The 20,281-nt window shown below is 44.8% G+C and carries 14 protein-coding genes and 1 pseudogene; 10 read left to right on the forward strand and 5 right to left on the reverse strand.

Annotation, left to right across the window (positions count from 1 at the left end; translation table 11 throughout):
* Nucleotides 1–48: 48 nt before the first annotated feature.
* Nucleotides 49–2,055: an exoribonuclease II gene (gene rnb, locus ACED60_RS10620; protein ID WP_371727480.1), complete on the reverse strand. Its 2,007-nt coding sequence runs from the start codon at nt 2,053–2,055 to the stop codon at nt 49–51.
* Nucleotides 2,056–2,363: 308 nt separating this feature from the next.
* Between rnb and ACED60_RS10625 the strand changes: the two genes are divergently transcribed.
* Together ACED60_RS10625 and ACED60_RS10630 are read left to right on the forward strand one after the other, a co-directional pair.
* Nucleotides 2,364–4,430, forward strand: coding sequence for a DEAD/DEAH box helicase (locus tag ACED60_RS10625; protein ID WP_371727481.1), 2,067 nt, complete (start codon nt 2,364–2,366; stop codon nt 4,428–4,430).
* A 731-nt stretch (nt 4,431–5,161) separates the two neighbouring features.
* Nucleotides 5,162–6,355: an acetate/propionate family kinase gene (locus ACED60_RS10630; RefSeq protein ID WP_009844798.1), complete on the forward strand. Its 1,194-nt coding sequence runs from the start codon at nt 5,162–5,164 to the stop codon at nt 6,353–6,355.
* Nucleotides 6,356–6,678: 323 nt separating this feature from the next.
* Here the strand turns inward: ACED60_RS10630 and ACED60_RS10635 are convergent, their stop codons facing one another.
* Entirely contained in the window at nt 6,679–7,317 is a 639-nt protein-coding gene (locus tag ACED60_RS10635; RefSeq protein ID WP_009844799.1) for a hypothetical protein, read from the reverse strand.
* 487 nt (nt 7,318–7,804) lie between these two features.
* Between ACED60_RS10635 and ACED60_RS10640 the strand changes: the two genes are divergently transcribed.
* The 7 genes from ACED60_RS10640 (at nt 7,805) to ACED60_RS10670 (ending at nt 16,554) form a co-directional block, all read left to right on the forward strand.
* On the forward strand, nt 7,805–9,841 hold the full coding sequence (locus ACED60_RS10640) for a TonB-dependent receptor (protein ID WP_371727483.1): 2,037 nt from the start codon (nt 7,805–7,807) through the stop codon (nt 9,839–9,841).
* A gap of 189 nt (nt 9,842–10,030) precedes the next feature.
* Nucleotides 10,031–12,160, forward strand: a complete 2,130-nt coding sequence (locus ACED60_RS10645) for a TonB-dependent receptor family protein (RefSeq protein ID WP_371727484.1) — start codon at nt 10,031–10,033, stop codon at nt 12,158–12,160.
* Nucleotides 12,161–12,247: 87 nt separating this feature from the next.
* Nucleotides 12,248–13,225, forward strand: a complete 978-nt coding sequence (locus tag ACED60_RS10650; RefSeq protein WP_371727485.1) for a Fe(3+) dicitrate ABC transporter substrate-binding protein — start codon at nt 12,248–12,250, stop codon at nt 13,223–13,225.
* Complete coding sequence (locus ACED60_RS10655) at nt 13,222–14,277, forward strand: FecCD family ABC transporter permease (RefSeq protein ID WP_371727486.1); 1,056 nt, start codon at nt 13,222–13,224, stop codon at nt 14,275–14,277. Before ACED60_RS10650 ends, ACED60_RS10655 begins: the two co-directional genes overlap by 4 nt.
* Nucleotides 14,277–15,248: an iron chelate uptake ABC transporter family permease subunit gene (locus tag ACED60_RS10660; RefSeq protein WP_371727487.1), complete on the forward strand. Its 972-nt coding sequence runs from the start codon at nt 14,277–14,279 to the stop codon at nt 15,246–15,248. The genes ACED60_RS10655 and ACED60_RS10660 overlap by 1 nt, the downstream gene beginning before the upstream one ends.
* Before the next feature lie 2 nt (nt 15,249–15,250).
* Entirely contained in the window at nt 15,251–16,015 is a 765-nt protein-coding gene (gene fecE / locus ACED60_RS10665; protein ID WP_020477206.1) for a Fe(3+) dicitrate ABC transporter ATP-binding protein FecE, read from the forward strand.
* 152 nt (nt 16,016–16,167) lie between these two features.
* Nucleotides 16,168–16,554 carry a hypothetical protein gene (locus ACED60_RS10670; RefSeq protein WP_009844806.1) on the forward strand — a complete coding sequence of 129 codons (387 nt, stop codon included), beginning with the start codon at nt 16,168–16,170 and terminating at the stop codon, nt 16,552–16,554.
* 119 nt (nt 16,555–16,673) lie between these two features.
* On the opposite strand, the gene ACED60_RS10675 is transcribed toward ACED60_RS10670, so the two are convergent.
* Nucleotides 16,674–17,606, reverse strand: a complete 933-nt coding sequence (locus tag ACED60_RS10675) for a LysR family transcriptional regulator (RefSeq protein WP_371727488.1) — start codon at nt 17,604–17,606, stop codon at nt 16,674–16,676.
* Nucleotides 17,607–17,812: 206 nt separating this feature from the next.
* On the opposite strand from ACED60_RS10675, the gene ACED60_RS10680 reads away from it, so the two are divergent.
* Nucleotides 17,813–18,838, forward strand: a complete 1,026-nt coding sequence (locus ACED60_RS10680) for a zinc-binding alcohol dehydrogenase family protein (protein ID WP_371727490.1) — start codon at nt 17,813–17,815, stop codon at nt 18,836–18,838.
* A gap of 151 nt (nt 18,839–18,989) precedes the next feature.
* On the opposite strand, the pseudogene ACED60_RS10685 reads toward ACED60_RS10680, so the two are convergent.
* Nucleotides 18,990–19,610: pseudogene (locus tag ACED60_RS10685) on the reverse strand (CIA30 family protein).
* Between the two features lie 30 nt (nt 19,611–19,640).
* Complete coding sequence (locus ACED60_RS10690; RefSeq protein WP_371695910.1) at nt 19,641–19,907, reverse strand: DUF3081 domain-containing protein; 267 nt, start codon at nt 19,905–19,907, stop codon at nt 19,641–19,643.
* Between the last annotated feature and the right edge of the window lie 374 nt (nt 19,908–20,281).

Below are 20,281 nucleotides of genomic sequence, written 5' to 3' on the forward strand. Positions count from 1 at the left end.
TTTTGACCTTGAAAGCCGTAACCTTGAAAGCTGTAGCTGTTAAAGCACTTAAGCTTCGGTTTCGTTTGTCGTTTCAGGCTCGTTAGGCAAGTTCGCAAAAACTTGAGTCGGCTTTGCTACTAAGTTACGGTTTTCCTGATTAACTTCGGAGAGAACTACTTCTAAAACGTCTCCCAGTTTGTATACCATTTCTTTATCAATAGATACAGTACCCATATCACCATTGCACTCGATTCTCTCTTTATTATCAAGAATGAGAGAGCCAGGGATAAACGCCGCTGCACCATTATCAAGTAGACGTACCCGCATACCTGCGCGGTTAATATCGAAAATCTCGGCTTGGAAACGAGTTTCTTCTGCTGGAGCATTCGCTAGAGTGCGAGCATACAGCCAATCACCTACATTACGCTCAGCCATACCGTGGTGACGGCGGTGCAGGGCAAGTTCATCACCAATGGTTTCGTCTGGTGTTTGAATCGGCGCTTTACCTAATATGTGTGCTTTAAGCATACGGTGGTTAATCATGTCACCGTATTTACGAATTGGAGAAGTCCAAGTTGCGTAAATGTCTAATCCCATTGCGTAGTGCGGCGCAGGTTCATTGCTGATCTCGCTGTATGCTTGGAATTTACGAATACGGTTGTCGTAGTAGCTGTTGTCTAAAGAACCTAACCAACGACGCAGAGTAGCAAAACCTTCCAGAGAAACGATCTGCTCTTCTGTAAACGGCGTTTCTGCTTCTGGGTTAACTAGCTCCAGAACGTCTGTTAATTTCTCAGCTTTAAAACCAGAGTGACAGTTAAAGACACCTTGGTTAAAGCTCTCTTTTAATACTCGACCCGCACAGATGTTCGCGCTGATCATAGATTCTTCAACCAACTTGTTCGCACTGCGACGCATGTCCGCGTGGATAGCAACAACATCGTTATCTTCGCTAAGCTCAAAGCGGTAGTCAGGGCGGTCTGGGAACACAACCGCATTGGCAGAACGCCACGCTGAACGTGCTTGAGCAAATTGGTGAAGGTCAGAAACAATTGCAGCGATCTCTTCTGACGGTTGCCATTTCTCTGATGCACCTGTTTCTAGCCAGTCTGATACGTGGTCGTAAGCAAGACGAGCGTGAGATTTGATGTTTGCAGCGAAGAAGTTAATGTCATCACCGATAACACCATCTTTAGATACTGTTACTGTGCAGCAAAGTGCCGGGCGAACTTCGTTCTCTATGAGTGAACATAAGTTGTCAGCTAGATCGCGAGGCAACATTGGGATGTTACGACCAGGCAGGTAAATAGTGAAACCACGCTCGCGAGCCACTTTATCCATTTCATCATCTGGAGAGATGTAAGCGGTAGGATCAGCAATTGCGATAGTCAGTTCGAAATCACCGTTCTCTTTCTTCTTAGCGTAAAGCGCATCGTCCATATCTTTTGTGCTTTCGCCATCGATAGTCACAAAAGGGACGTGAGTCATGTCTACACGTTCAAGATCAGCGTCGTCTTTGATCTGCCAGTCGTCGATGCCTTCAGGTTCGCTGTTTGGTAGGTCATTTTGCGCTAGCGTTACCCACCAAGGCGCGATTTTGTCATCAGCGTCTGTGATTTTCTCAGAGATCTGAGCTAAGAAGCCGTTGTCACCTTTTAACGGGTGTTGAACGATATGAGCAACAACCCAGTCGCCTTCTTTAAGCGTTTCAGGGTTCAAACCCTTCTTTGCTTTCGCTTTAAGCTGCAGTTTTTTCAGTTGCGGGTGATCTGGAACAACGTTCAATCGACCTTTGAAAAGCTTAACTCGTGCAATAAAGCGAGTAAGACCCTGTTCAATCAACTCCTCTGGCTCTGCAACTTCGCGCTCTTTCTCTGTGCGAATGATGGCAATCACCTTGTCACCGTGCACACATTTTTTCATGTACGGCGGTGGGATGAAGAAGCTAGTTTTGCTATCGACTTCGAGAAAACCAAACCCTTTTTCAGTGGCTTTGATCGTACCTTCCTTTTTAGGGAGGGTTTCTTGGATTTGCTGTTTGAGTTGAGCGAGTAGAGGATTATCTTGAAACATTTGACTTTTATCTATCGAGGACAATTGAGCACACTATAATCATTGCGAGGCTTGATTACTACTTAAAGGCGAAGTGAGCGTAAATTAATTGCCCTCTTATTTAACTAGGTCAATTTGCTAGAAGTTTGGTGCTGTGACGAGATATTCATCAAGTTTTGACGATATGATAGCCAGTGTTGATGTAAAACCGAAAAATATGTGATGTATTTCAATTTTTTCTGGCTTTTTTTATGCATTTAAGGAATAATCCGCCTCCCTTAGACGTCCCTAATGGCTTGAAGTGTTTTATTACTGCTTCGTAACTCTGAATGGAATCAGTATCTGATTGGATCAGTATTGGAATTGATAGAGCTCCCGGGACCTTTTGTTTACTTATATATAGTGGGATCCCAATGTCCGAATCTGTAATTCAATTTAATGAATTAGCCCTAAACGAAAACATTCTTTCAGCTCTTGATAGCATGGGTTTCGTTTCTCCGACTCCAATCCAAGCAGCAGCTATTCCTCTTCTTCTTGAAGGCCGTGACGCACTAGGTAAAGCACAGACTGGTACTGGTAAAACAGCAGCATTCTCTCTGCCTTTACTTAACAAAATCAACCTGAACCAACATAAACCACAAGCAATCATCATGGCTCCTACTCGTGAGCTAGCGATTCAAGTTGCTGCGGAAATCAAAAACCTAGGCCGTGATATCAAAGGTCTTAAAGTTCTTGAAATCTACGGCGGCGCTTCAATTGTTGACCAAATGCGCGCTCTAAGCCGCGGTGCTCACATTGTTGTTGGTACTCCAGGTCGTGTTAAAGACTTACTAACTCGTGACCGTCTACACCTAGATGAAGCGCACACATTTGTTCTTGATGAAGCAGATGAAATGCTAAAAATGGGTTTCGTAGATGACGTTACTTGGATCCTAGAGCAAGCTCCAGAATCTGCACAACGTGTACTTTTCTCTGCGACTATGCCTCCAATGGTTAAAACTATTGTTGACCGTTACCTACGTAACCCGGCTAAAGTTGATGTTGCTGGTACTAACCACACAGTTGACAAAGTAGCGCAGAACTACTGGGTTGTTAAAGGCGTAGAAAAAGACGAAGCAATGTCTCGTCTTCTTGAAACTGAAGAAACTGACGCGTCAATCGTATTCGTACGTACTCGTCAAGACACTGAGCGTCTAGCTGATTGGCTATCTGCACGTGGCTTCAAAGCTGCTGCACTGCACGGTGATATTCCTCAGTCTCTACGTGAGCGCACTGTTGATCACATCAAACAAGGTGTTATCGATATCCTAGTTGCAACTGACGTTGTAGCACGTGGTCTTGATGTTCCACGTATCACTCACGTATTCAACTACGACATCCCATTTGATGTTGAATCTTACATCCACCGTATTGGTCGTACTGGCCGTGCTGGACGTAAAGGTAAAGCGATCCTACTAGTTCGCACTAACCAAATTCGTATGCTTCGCACTATCGAGCGTGTAACTAAGTCTCAAATGGAAGAAATCCAACTTCCACAACGTGACGAAGTTGCTGCTGCACGTGTTGCTAAGCTTGGTGCTGAGCTTGAAACTGAGAAAGAGAGCAAAGCTCTAGAAAACTTCGCAGGTTTAATCTCTACACTACAAGAATCTCTAGAAGTTGATGCTGCTACTCTAGCTGCAATGCTTCTTAAGCGTCAGCAAGGTAAGAGCCCTCTATTCTACGTTGGCGAAGACCCAATGATCGCTGCTATTGAGCGTGATAAGAACCGTCGCAAAGAGCGTCGTGAAGATCGTGACAATGGCCGTGACGGTGGTGGACGTAACTTCAATACTCAAGATTGGGATACGTACCAACTACAAGTTGGCCGTGAGCAAGGCGTTCAGGTTAAAGACATCGTTGGCGCACTAGCAAACGAACTAGGCCTAACTAAAGGTTCTATCGGTGCTATCAAACTAGACCAAGGTTCTACTTACGTTCAACTGCCAAAAGCAATGAACTCTGAAACTGCTGGTAAGCTAAGCAAACTTCGCATTCGTCAAAAAGAAGCTGGCGCTGTAGTTGTTGATTTCAATGACTTCCGTGAGCCTCGTCGTGGCGGCGGTGGTCGTGATGGCAACCGTGGTCGTGGCGGTCGTGATGGTGGCGGCTACCGTGGTAACCGTGAAGGCGGTAATCGCGAAGGTGGCAACCGTGAAGGCGGTCGTGGTGGATACCGTGGCAACCGTGATGGTGCTCGCGATGGTAACTCTGCTGGTGGTCGTGATGGCGAACGTCGCTTTGACCGTAACCGTGGTGGCGATCACCGTGGTAACCACCGTGGCGAACGTGGCCATGGCAACGCAGCAGGCAATGGCGGCAACCGCGGTCGTCGTCCAGAGCGCAACGAAGGTTAATCAACCTTTAGTTTAAGTGGAACTTACAAGCCAAGTTCTTATAGGTGAATAGCTTAAACAGTGAATTTAAAAGCCGAGCATAATGCTCGGCTTTTTTGTGCCTGCTATTTGAACTTAAGCTTTGGTTAGTTCTATATATTCGGCAGCTTACTTCAACTAAACGTCGTCCCTATATCTAATGTTAGCGCCTAAACTTAGCTGTATCGCGTTCTAAGTCTATATTGAAATAACGTGCTACAAGATACTAAAACAATGAGTGAAGGCTATCTAAGCGACGTTACAGTTCATTTATTCGTAGAGTTGTACTCGAATGCAATTAAAAGAAGATCGGATTTCGTCGTTCACTATTCCCAACTCTTGTGATCTTTTTGATGCAAACATTGAGCAATTGAGAAATCGAGCAAAAAGCAATCGGTAATGATAAGCAGACAAAAGGGAAGGGGCTAGGCGGATTACGTGCATTGGTGCGATTCACTCTAGTTAACTTAATCGAGTGAAAAACTAATGTCAGCAGTCCTTTACTTGGTTTATTAGCCAGCTGTCATATTCAACTATTTTTTAATTTCGCTCTCGAAATAAATAAACTAATGACTCAGATCAACTTAATTGTGTTCATTTGGTGCTTTTTGCAAAACAAAAGTTGAAAGATTCAAAAATTATTGAATAATGGGCTTAAATAAAATTGAAGTAAACACTTCATCCAATTCGTACTGAAACAGGATCCATATCCAATGTCTAATTCGTTTGTTCTGGTTATTAACTCGGGTAGTTCATCCCTAAAATTTGCTGTTATTGATTCTGTTTCTGGTGAAGCCGTATTGAGTGGCTTAGGGGAGTGTTTTGGTCTTGAAGATGCTCGTATGAGCTGGAAGTATCAAGGTCAGAAAACTGAAATTGCCATTCAAGGTGAAGATAACCACCACAAAATTGCCATTGGCAAACTGGTTGGATTGATGGAAGATCTAGGCTTCACTGCTGATATAGTGGCTATCGGGCACCGTATCGTTCACGGCGGCGAGAAGTTCACTCAAACGGTTCGTATTACTGAAGAAGTAACGAGTGAGATTGAGAGCCTATCTGACCTAGCTCCACTTCATAACCCTGCAGGTGCTATTGGTATCCGCGCTGCGATTGAAGCTTTCCCTTCTTTACCTCAATTTGCTGTATTTGATACGGCTTTCCACCAAACAATGCCACAACGTGCATTTACTGGTGCAATCGCAAAAGAACTATACACAGACTTCGGTGTTCGTCGTTACGGTTTCCACGGTACGAGCCACTACTTCGTTAGCCGTGAAGCTGCGAAAATGGTCAACAAGCCAGTTGAACAAGCTAGCTTCATCTCTGTTCACCTAGGTAACGGTGCATCTGTATGTGCTATCAAAGACGGTAACAGTGTTGATACGTCAATGGGCTTCACACCGCTTTCTGGCCTTATGATGGGCACACGTTGTGGTGATTTAGATCCAGGTATCATCGAATACCTACTTAAAAAAGGTTGGTCACAAGAGCAAGTCTTTAATTCTCTAAACAAGGAGTCTGGTTTCCTTGGCGTGTCTGGTCTAACGAGCGATGCTCGTGGCATTCTAGAAGCGATGGAAGAGGGCCACGAAGGCGCTAAGCTTGCTTTCGAGGTGTTTACTTACCGCGTTGCTAAATACGTTGCTTCTTACCTTGCAACGCTAGACTCTTTAGACGGCATCATCTTCACTGGTGGTATCGGTGAGAACTCTCTACCAATTCGTCGTGAGATCCTAAGCAACCTTAAGATTCTTGGTTTTGTTGAAGACGTAGCAGGCAATGAAGCCGCTCGCTTTGGTGCAGAAGGCATCATCGCTAAGTCTGAAATGTTAGACGCGGTAGCAATGGTTATTCCAACCAATGAAGAATTCGTAATTGCTCAACAGTCGGTAGAACTTCTGTAATCCAAGCAGCCGCTTAATAAAATATAGACAATGTGAAAGCGAGCCCTAGTGGCTCGCTTTTTTTATTTTCTTGTTCGGGATGAGTTGTAGTAGATCTGCTTGTTACCTGTCTCCTCTATTCGTTATCGAAGGAGAAAAAAGGCTACGAATGTAGCCTTAGAGTCATCTTGTATCGAAGCCCGCACCACTCGAGGGTGATACGCGCTATGACGATGTCGTAAGTTATGTCGTTTTGAGGGGAATGCTCGTTAGTTGAATTCCCCGTTTCTGCGAGAACGCTAAAAGACGAGAATATGACATGCCTTCTTTGCTAATCATGTTTGTCAGTCAACATAGGCTACTGAGCTTGGTTCTTTGTAGATACAATCAACTCCAGTTACATTTCCGTTGCCGTCTTGATACTGTGCATAAACTTTCCACAAGCCATTTTTCCTCTCCCCTAAAACAGTAACCCGGGTATTATTCCCATAAGTAGTACCGTTAGAGCCATTCCCTTTACCGAAAGACACTTGAAACTCCTTTTTTATCGCTTGCTGTATTTTTGCTCCATCAAAGTCCCTATTTGGCTGAACATGCAAAAACTCAAGCCCGCCTCCTTTCCCCGGTCGGATAGCAAACGTACAACCTGTTAATTGAGTGGTAACAAGGAAGTTTGCAGAATCATAGTGGGTGACTTTAGAAATGGACTCAGGCTTAAGTTGTTCAAACTGAGATACCGGTATGTGGATGCATTGAAGAGCTTTAGCGCTACTTGATAGCGCCGTTTTAGATAAGCGCAAACGCATCTCTGGCATTTGAACACCTTGATTGATACCAAGCGCCGTATCTCCGAGGCTATATAAATAAAAGGTAAGTGCTCCTTTTGATTGGCCAGCACTACTAATGGAAAGCGGACAACGATGTAAAAATTGTTCTAAATTTCGATTCATTAGCTGAGCAGCTTGATCTAATGTCAATGGCATAAAACAGTCCTTTGTTATTATTCATGATCTGTATGAATGCTTATAAAAAATAAGCTTCCGTTTATAAGCATATATGAACATATCTAAGACTTCGATATTTGCTAGCCATTAAGTGATGTCGACTTGAATTATTGAACATTATTTTGAGGTATGACCAGTTAATAGGCACGCCGTGCTAAAGGGTATTAATCCCATCCGTTACCTGGCTCAAACCTTTATTTATTTGCTGTCTTTCTCCCTATCGAAAAGTCTTTTTTCTGAGTATTCCCAACCGTCGAACCTCGTTTTTACCTACTTTTATACGACATTATCCAATGTCTTAAGAGGCTTGTTCTTTTTATGATTTTGTTTTTATTGATTATTTTGTAAATAGCAATGTTGCATATCGTGCTGGAGGGGTAGGCGGTAAAATATATATTGCAAATATAAATGATATTTGTTCTTATTCGCGTCCATTGTGATTTATAAACTAAACCGGAATTAGAATATGAACGTTAGATTGGCTTTCACCCCCCTCGCTTTGGCAATTGGAGGTGCATTAACCACAGTGGCTACCGTGTCGAATGCAATGGCTTCAGAAGAAGTAACGGTGGATGAAACCGTGCAAGTTATTGGTCATCAGTACGAAGGTTACGCGGAGCACATGCCGCAATCGGGTACCAAAACGGATGTCGAATGGCTCGATGTCCCACAAGCCGTATCAGTGGTCACTAAAACAGAGATGGAAGACCGTGGTGCGGTCCGTTTAGTGGATGCTCTTGATGGTGTTGCTGGTGTCAATAATACCTTAGGTGAAGGCAGTCGAGATCAGTTCGTTATTCGTGGCTTTGATGCACTGAATGACATGTATCGTGATGGCATGCGTGATGATGGAACTTTACAGTCGTATCGAAGCCTATCCAATATTGAGCGTGTTGAAGTGGTAAAAGGCCCTGCAGGTGCTCTGTATGGTAGGGGTTCTGCTGGCGGCATCATTAACTTAGTCACCAAGCGAGCGAATGGCGACAATTTTACCAATGTGAACGGCAGTGTTGGCAGTAACAGCCAATTTGTAGGGCAGGTGGATAGCTCAATGGCGTTTTCAGATAAGGTCAATGGACGTATTAACCTGGAACACCGACAGGCTGATTCGTATGTAAACCATGTCGATTCTAATGATTTCTTTATTGCACCAACCATTCGAGTGCTGCCAGCTGAAGGGCATACCGTTGACTTAGATGTCGAATATGCACACCAAGAGCTGGTGCCATATCGTGGTGTTCCATCAAAGAATGGTAAGCCTGTCGACGTCTCTGAAAGCACGTTTTACGGTGGCACCAACGACTATCAAGAGTCGGACAGCATTCGTGTTGGCGTTAATTATGAATGGCTTTTGAATAGCGAATGGGCATGGACAAACCGCGCGGCATACAATCATATCGAACTTGAGCAAAAGGGCACGCGTCAAGGTACTGTGACGGGAGATAAAGTCTCTCAAACCGTGAACAATTTCGGTTATGACCCTCGAACCACAACGACGATGCAATCCGAGTTAGTGTGGGAAACCGATTCTAACCAAATGATGATTGGTGCGGATTATAACCAGATCAATATCGATTTAACGCTAGCAAGCGATAAAACCTTACCTCCGAAACACATCTATAATCCCGTCGTAGGAGCAACGCCTGATCCGGGTTTCAAGCCTTTCCGTGATAACACAACGACGACGACGGGTATTTACCTTCAAGACGTTTACACCTTGGGTGATCTATCGGTGATAGGTAACGTGCGCTATGACTCTATGGAACTTGAGCAGCAAAAAGCCGGGAAAGCCCAAGAGAAGCTAGATGATAACAAAGTGAGCTACCGTGGTGGCTTGGTCTATCGTATCAACAACGATATGTCGGTATACGCAAGCTTAGCTCGTTCGTGGCAATTGCCTTACTCCGGTATTTATATCAACCCTAAACTGGCTGAATTCTTCCATACCGATCTAAAAGAAGTGGGTGCGAAAGCTTACTTACTCGATAACGCTTTGATGCTCAATGCCGCTATTTTCCAAATTGATCAAGAACAACCACAAACCAATATTAATGGCGACGTTATCAATAAGATTGAAGCACGTCACCAAGGTATTGAACTGGAAGCTCGCGGTCAGATTACTGAGTTGTGGGATATTTCAGTTGGTTATAGCTACTTAGATGCAGAAGATAAAGATACAGGTAAAAAGCCGAATGATGTATCCGATCATCTGTTCTCACTCTGGAGTACTTACCAATTCTACGAAAACTGGCGTTTGGGCGGTGGTGTGAAATACGTAGGCGACCGCTACGCAGGCAACAATGAAGCCGTCGCATTAGGTGATTACACTACTGTTGATTTGATGGCTGCGTACACCACGGGTCGTCACAAAGTTCAAGCGAACGCTTATAACGTACTTGGCGAGAAATACATTCTCGGGGCAACCAGTGGTAAGTCGGGTACTAACCAGATTGGTTACGGAGCGCCAGCTGAATTCATGCTCAGCTACGGCTATCAGTTCTAAAAGCAAGTTCTGCTCGAAGATTTAGTTTATTTCTAAAAGCTATTTCAACTGAAAAAACTATTGATTTGTTCGCTACGAGTGAGTGAACAGTTGGCCTCATTTTGAGGTCGTTTAGCCCAATGGGTCAAAGCGTTGGCATAACTTAAAAGCACAGCCTTTGACCCTAATTTGCCTACTTAGGAGATTTTCATGCCTTACCAGAATTTGGATGGTAAACCCCACGCGCAACATAAACTGCGCTTGACCGTACTTGCAACAGCCATCGCTTCAGTGACTTCCATGAGTGCATTCGCTGCGTCTGATCCGCAAACGACGACCATGGAAACGGTTGTCGTGACGGGCAGCTTGATCGGTAATTCAGAATTAGATGATGTGAAAGAGTATCCGGGAGCGCGTACCGTTCTAACTAACGAACAAATTAAAAAGAGTGGCGCACTCTCTATTGATTCAGCATTTCAAAGTGTACCGGGCATTAAGGTTCAAGACGAAACGGGCACGGGTGTATTGCCTAACATCTCGGTGCGCGGCTTGAAAGCGAGCCGCAGTGGTCATGCTCAATTTCTAATGGATGGTGTACCACTGACTCTTGCGCCTTATGGTCATACCGGACAATCTATTTTCCCAGCAACGCTATCTATGCTTGACCGAATTGATATCGTACGTGGTGGCGCTGCTGTGCAGTACGGGCCAAACAATGTGGGTGGTGTGATCAACTTGGTGACTAAGCCTATTCCACACCAATGGCAAACTGAAATCAGTAATCGCTTTACGGTATTTGAAGATGGTAATACACCACTGAATGACTTTTACCTACGTACCGGTGGTTGGTTAACCGATACGCTGGCACTTCAAGTGGAAGGTAACTTCCTAAAAGGTGAAAGCTTCCGTGATCATTCAGATACGGATGTAAAAAACTTCCAAGCGAAGTTGCAATGGTTACTCAGTGATACCCAGGAGCTACAAGCATTCGTTCAGCGTTACGATGCCGACACCCAAATGCCGGGCGCTTTATCGCCAAAAGATTACCAGCAAGATCGTACTCAATCGAAGCGACCATATGACGAATACAAAGGCACATCAACGCGTTGGAGCCTGAAGTATTTGCATGATTTGAATATTGCGGATGGCGCAGAATTGGAAGTGCTAACATTTGGTCACCACTCTGAGCGTTTCTTCCAATGGGGCTTTAATAGCGCAGGCGGTAACTGGGCGGATCCAGCATTACCATCAACAGATATTCGTACCTCACCACGTGAATTCGCTGTTTATGGTGTGGAACCTAAGTTAGCGATGTACTTTGACGGTAATACGGTGACGCAAAACTTGATTGTGGGTGCTCGCTATGTAAATGAAGATATCGATTACAAGCTAACGCAAACGCCAATTGCTGGTGGGGTAACAAAAGTACCACGTGATTGGAACTTGAATACCGATGCTTTCGCAGGTTACATCAGCAATGAAGTTGGCCTGTTTAACGACGTGCTAAAGGTTACTCCGGGTATTCGTTACGAATCGATTGATATGACCTTTAATGATTTAGGTAAAGTACAGAGTACAGACAACAAAGTGACCGAGTGGTTGCCGGGCTTAACCGTGGCATACCATTTAACTGAGCAATGGGTTGGGTACACCAATGCGCAGAAATCTTTGCGCGCACCACAAATCGCTTACATCCGAGGCAAGGGTGAAGAGGGCAGTGAGCTAGCATGGAACTACGAGTTGGGTGCTCGTTACAATCAAGATTCAACTAGCTTTAATGTTGCGCTCTACCGCATTGATTTTGAAGACCAACTCCAATGGCAAAGCGGAACACAGACCTTTGATAATATTGGTAAAACGCTTCATCAAGGTATTGAGCTCTCAGGTCGTTATGTTCCGCAGGCTATGCAAGCTCTGAGTTTAGGCGCGGGTTATAACTATTTGGATGCGACGATAGAGGCAGAAGGTGCAAACAAAGGTAAGCAACTTCCTTACACATCCGAGCATCAGCTTAGCTGGGATGCGACTTACGCCTTTAGCCGGGTAGATACGACCTTATCAGGTTACTATTTCAGTGAGTCTTATTCTGACAATGACAATGCCAATACCAGTGCTGAAGATGCATCGGGTGCGAAAGGTAAAGTACCTGCTTACATGGTATGGAACTTAAACCTAGGCTCAGACTTGTATAAAGATGAAAACAGTAAGTTACGCATGAATGTTGCAGTGAACAATTTGTTTGCTGAGGACTACTACTTCCGCGGTATTGATACCAGTCCGGTTGGCCGCTATCCAGCGCCAGGGCGTTCATACACTTTGGATCTGAACTATCAGTTCTAATCGGTAATTGATTAAAAATAATAACGAATATAAGTCGCCAATATTATTGGCGACTTTCACGGTTCTAGTGTTTAAGGAAAAGTAAATATGGAAAACAGTTCTCGACTTTTATTTTCGAATCAATGGCTGCTGCCGAACGGACTGCTGTCATTCAAAAGGCATTTTTTATTCAGCAGGATAGCGATAACCTTAGCTTTGTTGGCTTTAAGCTTGTTCTCATTCTCCAGTTCAGCAAAAACGAGGATCATTCAAGATGAGCAAGGTCAGTTTGAGATAGCGACTACCCCGCAACGCGTTGTGGTGTTGGAGTTCTCATTTATCGATGCGTTAGCTGCGGTAGGCGTGTCTCCGGTTGGTGTTGCCGATGACAATGATACTTCGCGAGTGATTCCGGCGGTGCGTGAATTAGTGCAACCATGGGAATCGGTTGGGATGCGTTCGCAGCCTAGTCTAGAAGCCATTGCGGTATTAAAGCCCGACCTGATCATTGCCGATGTAGAGCGTCATCGTACGGTTTATCAAGATCTACAGCGAATCGCACCAACTCTGCTGCTCAAAAGCCGTGGAGAGACTTATCAAGAGAACTTGGAATCTGCGCTTAAGGTCGGTATCGCCCTCGACAAGCAATCGGCAATGGAACAAAGAATTCACCAACATCAACAAGCCATGGTGGAATTTAAAAGTCATTTCTCGCTTAAACAAACTGTCCAATTTGCTGTTGTGTCGGAAAAAGGAATGTGGCTACATAGCCCTGCTTCGTATGCAGGAGGTGTACTCACCACATTAGGTATTGCTAGCCCAATAGTGGATCCGACAGACAAGGCGTACTTACCAACCAGCTTTGAGTTGTTGTTGAAAACAAATCCTGACTGGTTGCTCCTTGGTGCTTACTCAGATCCAAATATCGTTGATGATTGGCAGAAAAACCCACTGTTTAATGTATTAACATCCGCGAAGAATCAACAAGTGGTGGAAGTGTCACCAGCACTATGGTCATTGAATCGAGGCATGTTGGCCGCAGAACAAATGGCGAAAAATCTAGAGCAGATCTTGGATCGTTCATGAGTTCGATGTTGCTCTCTAGAGGTAAGCGACGTTCGCTTATAGTGTCGTGGCTTACGGTATTAGTGTCGTGGCGAGTCACGTTATTTACGGCTTTAGTGTCGTGTTTGGCGATGTCTGGTTACGTGGCCTCGATGCTAGGTTGGTCGAATTTCTCCCTAACATTGAGTGACTTAGTTCACTATTGGTTTGCGTTTGATGAGAGCAATATGACTCATCAAATATTGGCGACACTTAGAGCTCCAAGGGCTCACGCTGGGTTATTGATTGGTGCAAGCTTAGCCGTCGCCGGACTGTTGATGCAGGGATTAACACGTAACCCACTTGCGTCTCCATCAATTTTAGGTATTAACGCTGGCGCAGCCTGTTTTATGGCTTTAGCTGCGATAGGCATACCTGTGGTGAGTGATTTAAACCCGATCCTTAATGCTGTTCTTGGTGCATTGCTAGGCGGTGGTGCTGTGATACTCCTCGGTGGCTTCTTCTCCGAACGTTCTCATCCGTTACGTTTGGTTTTAGCGGGTATCGCCATTACTGCTTTATTGATTGGGTTAACTCGAGCAGCGTTGATTCTAGCTGATGATATGGCTTATAGCGTGCTGCATTGGCTTACCGGTTCATTGTCTAGCGTGGATGAGGGACAGTGGCAACAGCTTTGGCCGCCAGCAGTGATTGGTTTGGTGTTGGCTGTTAGCCTTGCTCGTAACCTCAACTTATTGGCGCTTGGTGAAGAAGTGGCTGTGGGGTTGGGCAGTAATATCCGGCTTACTCGCCTCATGAGTGGATTGGCTATCGTGTTGCTTGCGGGTACCAGTGTCGCTATCGCTGGTCCCATTGGCTTTGTAGGATTGTTGGTTCCTCATTTGGTTCGGCCCATGGTTGGGCACAATTACCATCTACTGATTCCTATCTCCGCAATGGCAGGTGCAGCATTAGTGTCTTGGTCAGATGCGTTGTCACGATCGATTGCTTTCCCGACTGAAACGCCCGTTGGTGTTATTACAGCCCTACTTGGGACTCCTTGTTTTATTTTGATTGCGACGAGGAGATCTTAATGCACCATCACACTAAGATAGTTTTGTTATCAGGGATTCTCATATTAGTGGCATCTGCGGGCTTGTTTGTCGGTGCTGCGTCACTTTCTATTCCTCAAGTCATCGAACATTTGGTCGCCTTTTCCAGTGACGACTTTGTTATCCATCAGTATCGGCTACCACGTATGTTACTCGCGATAAGCGTGGGCGCAGGGTTGGGGCTATCCGGCGTATTAGTGCAAGGTGTGATACGTAACCCGTTAGCATCGCCTGATCTTATGGGCATTAGCGCCGGGGCAGGGCTTGCTGCGACTGCGAGTTTAGTGTGGTTCCCTAATGCGGCAGTTAGCGTACTGCCTGTGGTGGCGATGTTCGGTGGGGTATTGGCTGCTGGGTTGATTGCGGTACTGGCATGGTGGTCAAGGCCAACACCCGCCAAGTTGGCCTTGATTGGTATTGCAGTGAGTGCGTTTCTGGCGAGTTGTATCGACTTCTTGCTTGTCACTAACCCCATCGAGATCAACACTGCGATGGTATGGCTAACTGGCAGCCTTTGGGGGCGAAACTGGCAGCAAGTTCCCTTTATTTGGGGAGCATTGCTCTTGTTGTTGCCAATGGCATTTTGGCTTGCTTGGCGATTGGATGTGATGGGGCTTGGTGAGGAAAGTGCCACCACATTGGGTACTAAGCCAAAACAGATACAAGCTCTTGCGCTCTTGGCCGCTGTGTTGCTTGCCAGCGTCAGCGTTTCAGTGGCTGGAACGATCAGTTTTGTGGGTTTATTAGCACCTCACTTAGCGCGCTTGTTGTTTGGGCATAATCATAAGTTGTTAATCCCGGCGTCTGCTCTGGTGGGCGCGATTTTGGTTACTTGTGCCGACGGCTTGGCAAGAGGTCTACAACCACCGATTGAATTGCCTGCAGGGGTACTTACTTCTGTCATTGGCGCGCCTTATTTCATCTTTCTTCTCTATCGCTATCGAGGTTGGTAACCATGCTAAAAACGCAGAATCTTTCCGTCGCGTACGGCAAACAAACGATCATACCGAACCTTTCGGTGTCCATCCCAAAGGGAAAAATCACAGCCTTAATTGGACCCAATGGATGTGGTAAATCTACCTTGTTAAAGACGTTAGTCAGGATCAATAAGCCGGTGACAGGAGAGGTGTTATTTGAAGACAAACCGTTGTCGAGCTATGGCGATAAAGTGCTCGCGCGTTCGTTGTCGCTTCTGCCGCAAATATTGGTCAGCCCTGAAGGCATTTCGGTCAGAAAACTGGTTGAATATGGCCGTTCTCCTTATGTGTCTCATTGGGGAAGGTTAGGGCAAGAAGACCAAGCGATTGTCGAACAAGCAATGCGTGATACCGGCGTACTTGAGTTTGCTGATAAACCGATTGAGTCACTGTCGGGTGGGCAGCGTCAAAGAGCATGGATAGCGATGATAATAGCGCAAGACACTGATGTCGTGATGTTGGATGAACCGACCACTTATCTTGATATGTCTCACCAAGTTGAATTAATGAACTTGATGCAGCAGATGAATGACAAGGGAAAAACGGTGGTGGTTGTGCTCCATGATCTGAACCAAGCGAGCCGTTACTGCGATCATTTGATCGTTTTAGAAAGAGGTGGTTTAGTGGCTGAAGGCACCCCCGATGAGGTGATGACCGAGACATTGCTGAATGATGTTTTTGATCTCAAAGCGAGCGTATTTCGTGACCCTATATCCAATACGCCGATGTGTGTGGCGATTTAAGCAAATAGCCGATGATTAAAGTTGTCAGTATGGCTTGCTGTGCATCTGGTTAAAATAATCAGAGCGAATCAATTTTTGGTGTTGATTGAGATAGTATTTTGCTATAAAACGCGCATAATCTCGCTATACAACACTTAAAGAAGAAATTACCTATGACGACCTTTCAATACTACTTTCACCAACTGCCTTGCTTCGACTGTAAAAAAACGACAGTAAGTACTGATCTTGGTTGGTTAACGCCTGCGATGAAAGATACTGCTCTAGAGCAAGTGACAAAGACACTTGCGGAAGGTGAAGTTACGCCTGATCTTTCAGCAAATGTGGTTTGTACCAAAGACGAAGCTCGCGAGTATCTATTACTGAATTTCTTCGGTTATTCAGAAGAAGAGTTAGCGAGCGGAATTGAAGCTGATGATGAGCAAGAAGTCGCGGATGAAATTGCAGAACTTCTAGAAGAAGGCCAAGATACAATCACCTTCGAACATGAAATTGCTCTTCAGTGCTGTGCTGATTGCGATGTTGAAGAAGAGTCAAACTAAGCACTCGTATTAAAGTATTAGTATTAATGTAGATACATCCATTAATACAGTGTGATGTTCAAATGAAGAAAGGCGTTAGTGGATTGAAGTCCGCTAGCGCCTTTTTTATCTCTAGATCGCTAAGACTTTTGAGTATCTATAATGCTTTGTTTGCTCAGTTGAGAAAGGATCTCTGCGGTTTTCTCGCGGAATAAATCTCTTAATAAGCGAACCGTTGGTGTGATGGATTGACGACTAGGGCAGACTAACCACAACTCGGTTGGTGTTGGTTTAAATTCAGGCATAACTTTAACCACTTCGCCCGAAAGCAAATGCTTCGACATATCTAAACAAGACTTTATCGCCACGCCTTTACCGGCAACACACCAACGTCTAACAAGGTCAGCATCGTTCGATGCACGATTCCCTTTCAGCTTCACTTTGTGATCCTGCTTACCATCGTTAAACACCCATTCGTCTTGCAACATATCATGCAGCTGATAAAGCAAACCATTATGTTGAGCTAAGTCACTCGGGTGTTTTGGTGTTCCCATTTCAGCCAAATATTCAGGAGCCGCACACAATATTCTCGGCACATCGCAGATCTTGAAACCATACATGTTGGCGTCAGTAGGGGAGCCATAGCGAAGCGCCATATCAACGGAGTCACGGTAAAAATCGATATTACTGTCACTGATGCTCGTTCTAAGTGATGCTTTAGGGTATTCAAGCAAGAACACGTCTAACCAAGGTGTGATGAGGTTGCGGCCTAGATCCGATGAAAGCGCAATGCGGATTTCTCCATCGAGAATACCAAGCTCTTCGCGCATGCTGAGCTTGGCTTGCTCTAATATTTTCAAGGCCTGTTCACACTCAGGTAAATAGCGTTCGCCTGCTGAAGAGAGCCTTAAATGGCGAGTAGTTCTTACAAACAGTTCTGCGCCTAGTGCGGCTTCAACTCGTTTGACGGCAGCACTCGCGGTTGCAGTACGCATGTCTAGGGTGGTGGCTGCTGCGGTGATGCTGCGAAACTCCGCCACTTTTAAAATGACCTGTAAGTCTTCAAGAAGCATCTTATCTACCTGTGTTTGATAATGTTCTAAACATTGTATTGAAATCTTTGCTAATCACAAAGCGGGTTAACCCTTATTTACCTCTTCTAAGCTAACTTTATACGCTTAATTATCAAAATATATTTGAAAATCATTCAAATGTTAGACGGTTTATCTAGAGTGAGAATTGACTAAGATTAACTCGTCTAATTCAAGGAGAAAGCACAATGTCAGTACCATCAAAAATGAAAGCTATTGGATTTACTCAGTCATTTGCGATTACAGAGCAAGACAGTTTATTTGAGTTTGAAACGAGTCTGCCAGAACTAAAAAATAATGACTTGCTGGTAAAAGTGAGCGCGACTGCTATCAACCCTGCTGACGCAAAAATTCGTCTTCGTAATGCTAAGGATAAAACACTCGAACAACCTAAAGTGCTGGGCTATGACGCAGTCGGTGAAGTTGTCGGTAAAGGTACAGACGTTGAAGGTTTTGAATTAGGTGACCGTGTTTACTACGCTGGTGACGTCACTCGCATGGGAGCTAACGCGGAATACCAAGCCGTTGATTACCGTATTGCGGCGAAAGCACCAAAGAGCCTTTCTGATGAAGCTGCTGCTGTGATGCCGCTAGCGACACTCACTGCGTGGGAAGCGTTGTTTGACCGCTTGCGTGTTCGTCCTGAAGAGCAAAAGTCGATTCTGATTATTGGTGGCGCTGGTGGCGTAGGTTCAATCACTATTCAATTGGCGAGCCAACTGACTAACCTGACTGTCATTGCGACGGCTTCAAGACCTGAAACCGAGCAGTGGGTAAGGGATATGGGTGCAGACCATGTGGTGAATCACCGTAACTTGGTTGAGTCTGTACGTGAGCAAGGCATCCAGCATGTCGATTACATTTTTAATGTTGCGGATACTAAAGGGCACTGGGAATCGATGGTGGAGCTGATTGCACCACAAGGCATGATCAGTTCGATTGTGGAGTTCGATGGTGGAATTGATCTGTCGGCGCTTCAAGGTAAGTCTGTAGGTTTTGTGTGGGAGCTGATGTTTACCCGTTCACTGTTCAACACAGACGATATCCAGAAGCAACAGGACATCTTATTCCAAGCTGCGAACTTGATTGATGCAGGCCGCATTAAATCGACACTAACGACGACGTTGAATGGTTTTAGTGTTGAGACTCTGAAAGATGCGCACCAACGTATTGAAAGCAGCGCTTCGATTGGTAAAACAGCCATCAAATATTAACAGTTAATGATCTAGATCTTTGACGGTTTGAAGCATTGATCTTTTGAACACTTGAATAGAAAGCCCCTGATATCTATCGCGAATCGGTAAGATATCAGGGGCTTTTGTTCGTCTGTGGTTTATTCAGGCTTTACCTTATTCCAACAAAGCGTTACTCCGTTTCTTGCGAGGTTTTGAATTGAATCTGAAGTAAGTTTAGCTCGAAGGGCAGAGGCTGTTTGTCCGCAATCAAAAAGCCGATCTGTTTAATGTCTTGAGCTTTAAGCGCCGGAGCTCCGTTGAGTAACCGACCTCTAAACACCGCTTGAAAGTCCTTTAGTCGGAAGGCTTTCTTGAGTTGTTCACCTTTAATTGTCTCAAAGTTGTGCTTGTAGTTGGTCCTGTTTCCATCTATCCACGTTGTGAACCTTAATTGGTAAGTACGACCATCACCCACAAACGTCAAATCTAAGCTGTCCGTTTCAGAGCTTAGTGTTTTAACAGAGCGATTGATTGAACTGAAGCCACCATTGTTCTCTAGCGATAGTTCGCCCTTAAATTGACTCGTCTCGCCATCATGAATAAGACCGCCTGTTGAGATGCCGCCCATCACATTGTCGTTGGTCGCTGTCCAATTCTTCTATTCGTTCGCTTGTGTAAAATCAATCATATCTATTCCTGCTACAGATACTTGAGACCATAAAAAAGAAAGGCTGAGTATTAGGCACAAAGAAGCGATTCGTTTAGGCAGTAAGTGCGTTTTAAAGTCAGTTTCGTGCATGATTTTCTCCATTAGTTATTAGGGCGTGTTGACCTTTCGTACTTACGGAGAAGGCTCTGTAGCAAGCATAGTCAGACAATGGTTGATGAAGTCTTCATAATTCGACGTTTTGTCGTATTCGATTTTTAATGAACCGTGGAACATCAGGGTTACCGTAACGTCTCTGTAGCTTAGCCAACAGGTGTAACCGTCGTAATCGTGCCAAGCAAACATCTCACCTAATTGATATTTATTGTCCAGCTGTTCGCCCGTTGAACGAAGGTAATCGAACACTCTGAGAAATTCTTTGATGGTAATTCTGCTGTCCATGTATCACTCCCGCTACGCAGTCGACTAAAAAATACTAAGTGCTTGTATTTCAATTAACTACGGTTTGGTTCTGCATTGCGATCACTGAGGGGAGGCCTGTATACAACATCCATTTCATCGGCTCACTTTGTGGAAGGTGTGGTTTGGAGATAACACCTCCCATAAAGTCACTGGTATTAAGTACAAAGAACATAATACGAGGCAAGAGAGTTACATTGGATTCGGTCGTCTAAACTTACAGTTTGTATGTAGTCAAAGCAGAGCCATTTGGACTCTAAAGACGTTCTCGAAAATAAACGTAAATTAGTTCTTTACCTCAACTTAACTTGAGGTATTAGGATATGCAACGTTGCTTAAGAGAATACTTTAAGGAG

It is taken from the genome of Vibrio sp. 1F279, assembly GCF_041439815.1.
GTDB classification, from domain to species: Bacteria; Pseudomonadota; Gammaproteobacteria; order Enterobacterales; family Vibrionaceae; genus Vibrio; species Vibrio tasmaniensis_A.

Coding starts and splice junctions, on each gene's coding strand:
- rnb (WP_371727480.1), bottom strand. CDS start 2,055: ATGTTTCAAGATAATCCTCTACTCGCTCAACTCAAACAGCAAATCCAA.
- ACED60_RS10625 (WP_371727481.1), top strand. CDS start 2,364: ATGGAATCAGTATCTGATTGGATCAGTATTGGAATTGATAGAGCTCCC.
- ACED60_RS10630 (WP_009844798.1), top strand. CDS start 5,162: ATGTCTAATTCGTTTGTTCTGGTTATTAACTCGGGTAGTTCATCCCTA.
- ACED60_RS10635 (WP_009844799.1), bottom strand. CDS start 7,317: ATGCCATTGACATTAGATCAAGCTGCTCAGCTAATGAATCGAAATTTA.
- ACED60_RS10640 (WP_371727483.1), top strand. CDS start 7,805: ATGAACGTTAGATTGGCTTTCACCCCCCTCGCTTTGGCAATTGGAGGT.
- ACED60_RS10645 (WP_371727484.1), top strand. CDS start 10,031: ATGCCTTACCAGAATTTGGATGGTAAACCCCACGCGCAACATAAACTG.
- ACED60_RS10650 (WP_371727485.1), top strand. CDS start 12,248: ATGGAAAACAGTTCTCGACTTTTATTTTCGAATCAATGGCTGCTGCCG.
- ACED60_RS10655 (WP_371727486.1), top strand. CDS start 13,222: ATGAGTTCGATGTTGCTCTCTAGAGGTAAGCGACGTTCGCTTATAGTG.
- ACED60_RS10660 (WP_371727487.1), top strand. CDS start 14,277: ATGCACCATCACACTAAGATAGTTTTGTTATCAGGGATTCTCATATTA.
- fecE (WP_020477206.1), top strand. CDS start 15,251: ATGCTAAAAACGCAGAATCTTTCCGTCGCGTACGGCAAACAAACGATC.
- ACED60_RS10670 (WP_009844806.1), top strand. CDS start 16,168: ATGACGACCTTTCAATACTACTTTCACCAACTGCCTTGCTTCGACTGT.
- ACED60_RS10675 (WP_371727488.1), bottom strand. CDS start 17,606: ATGCTTCTTGAAGACTTACAGGTCATTTTAAAAGTGGCGGAGTTTCGC.
- ACED60_RS10680 (WP_371727490.1), top strand. CDS start 17,813: ATGTCAGTACCATCAAAAATGAAAGCTATTGGATTTACTCAGTCATTT.
- ACED60_RS10690 (WP_371695910.1), bottom strand. CDS start 19,907: ATGGACAGCAGAATTACCATCAAAGAATTTCTCAGAGTGTTCGATTAC.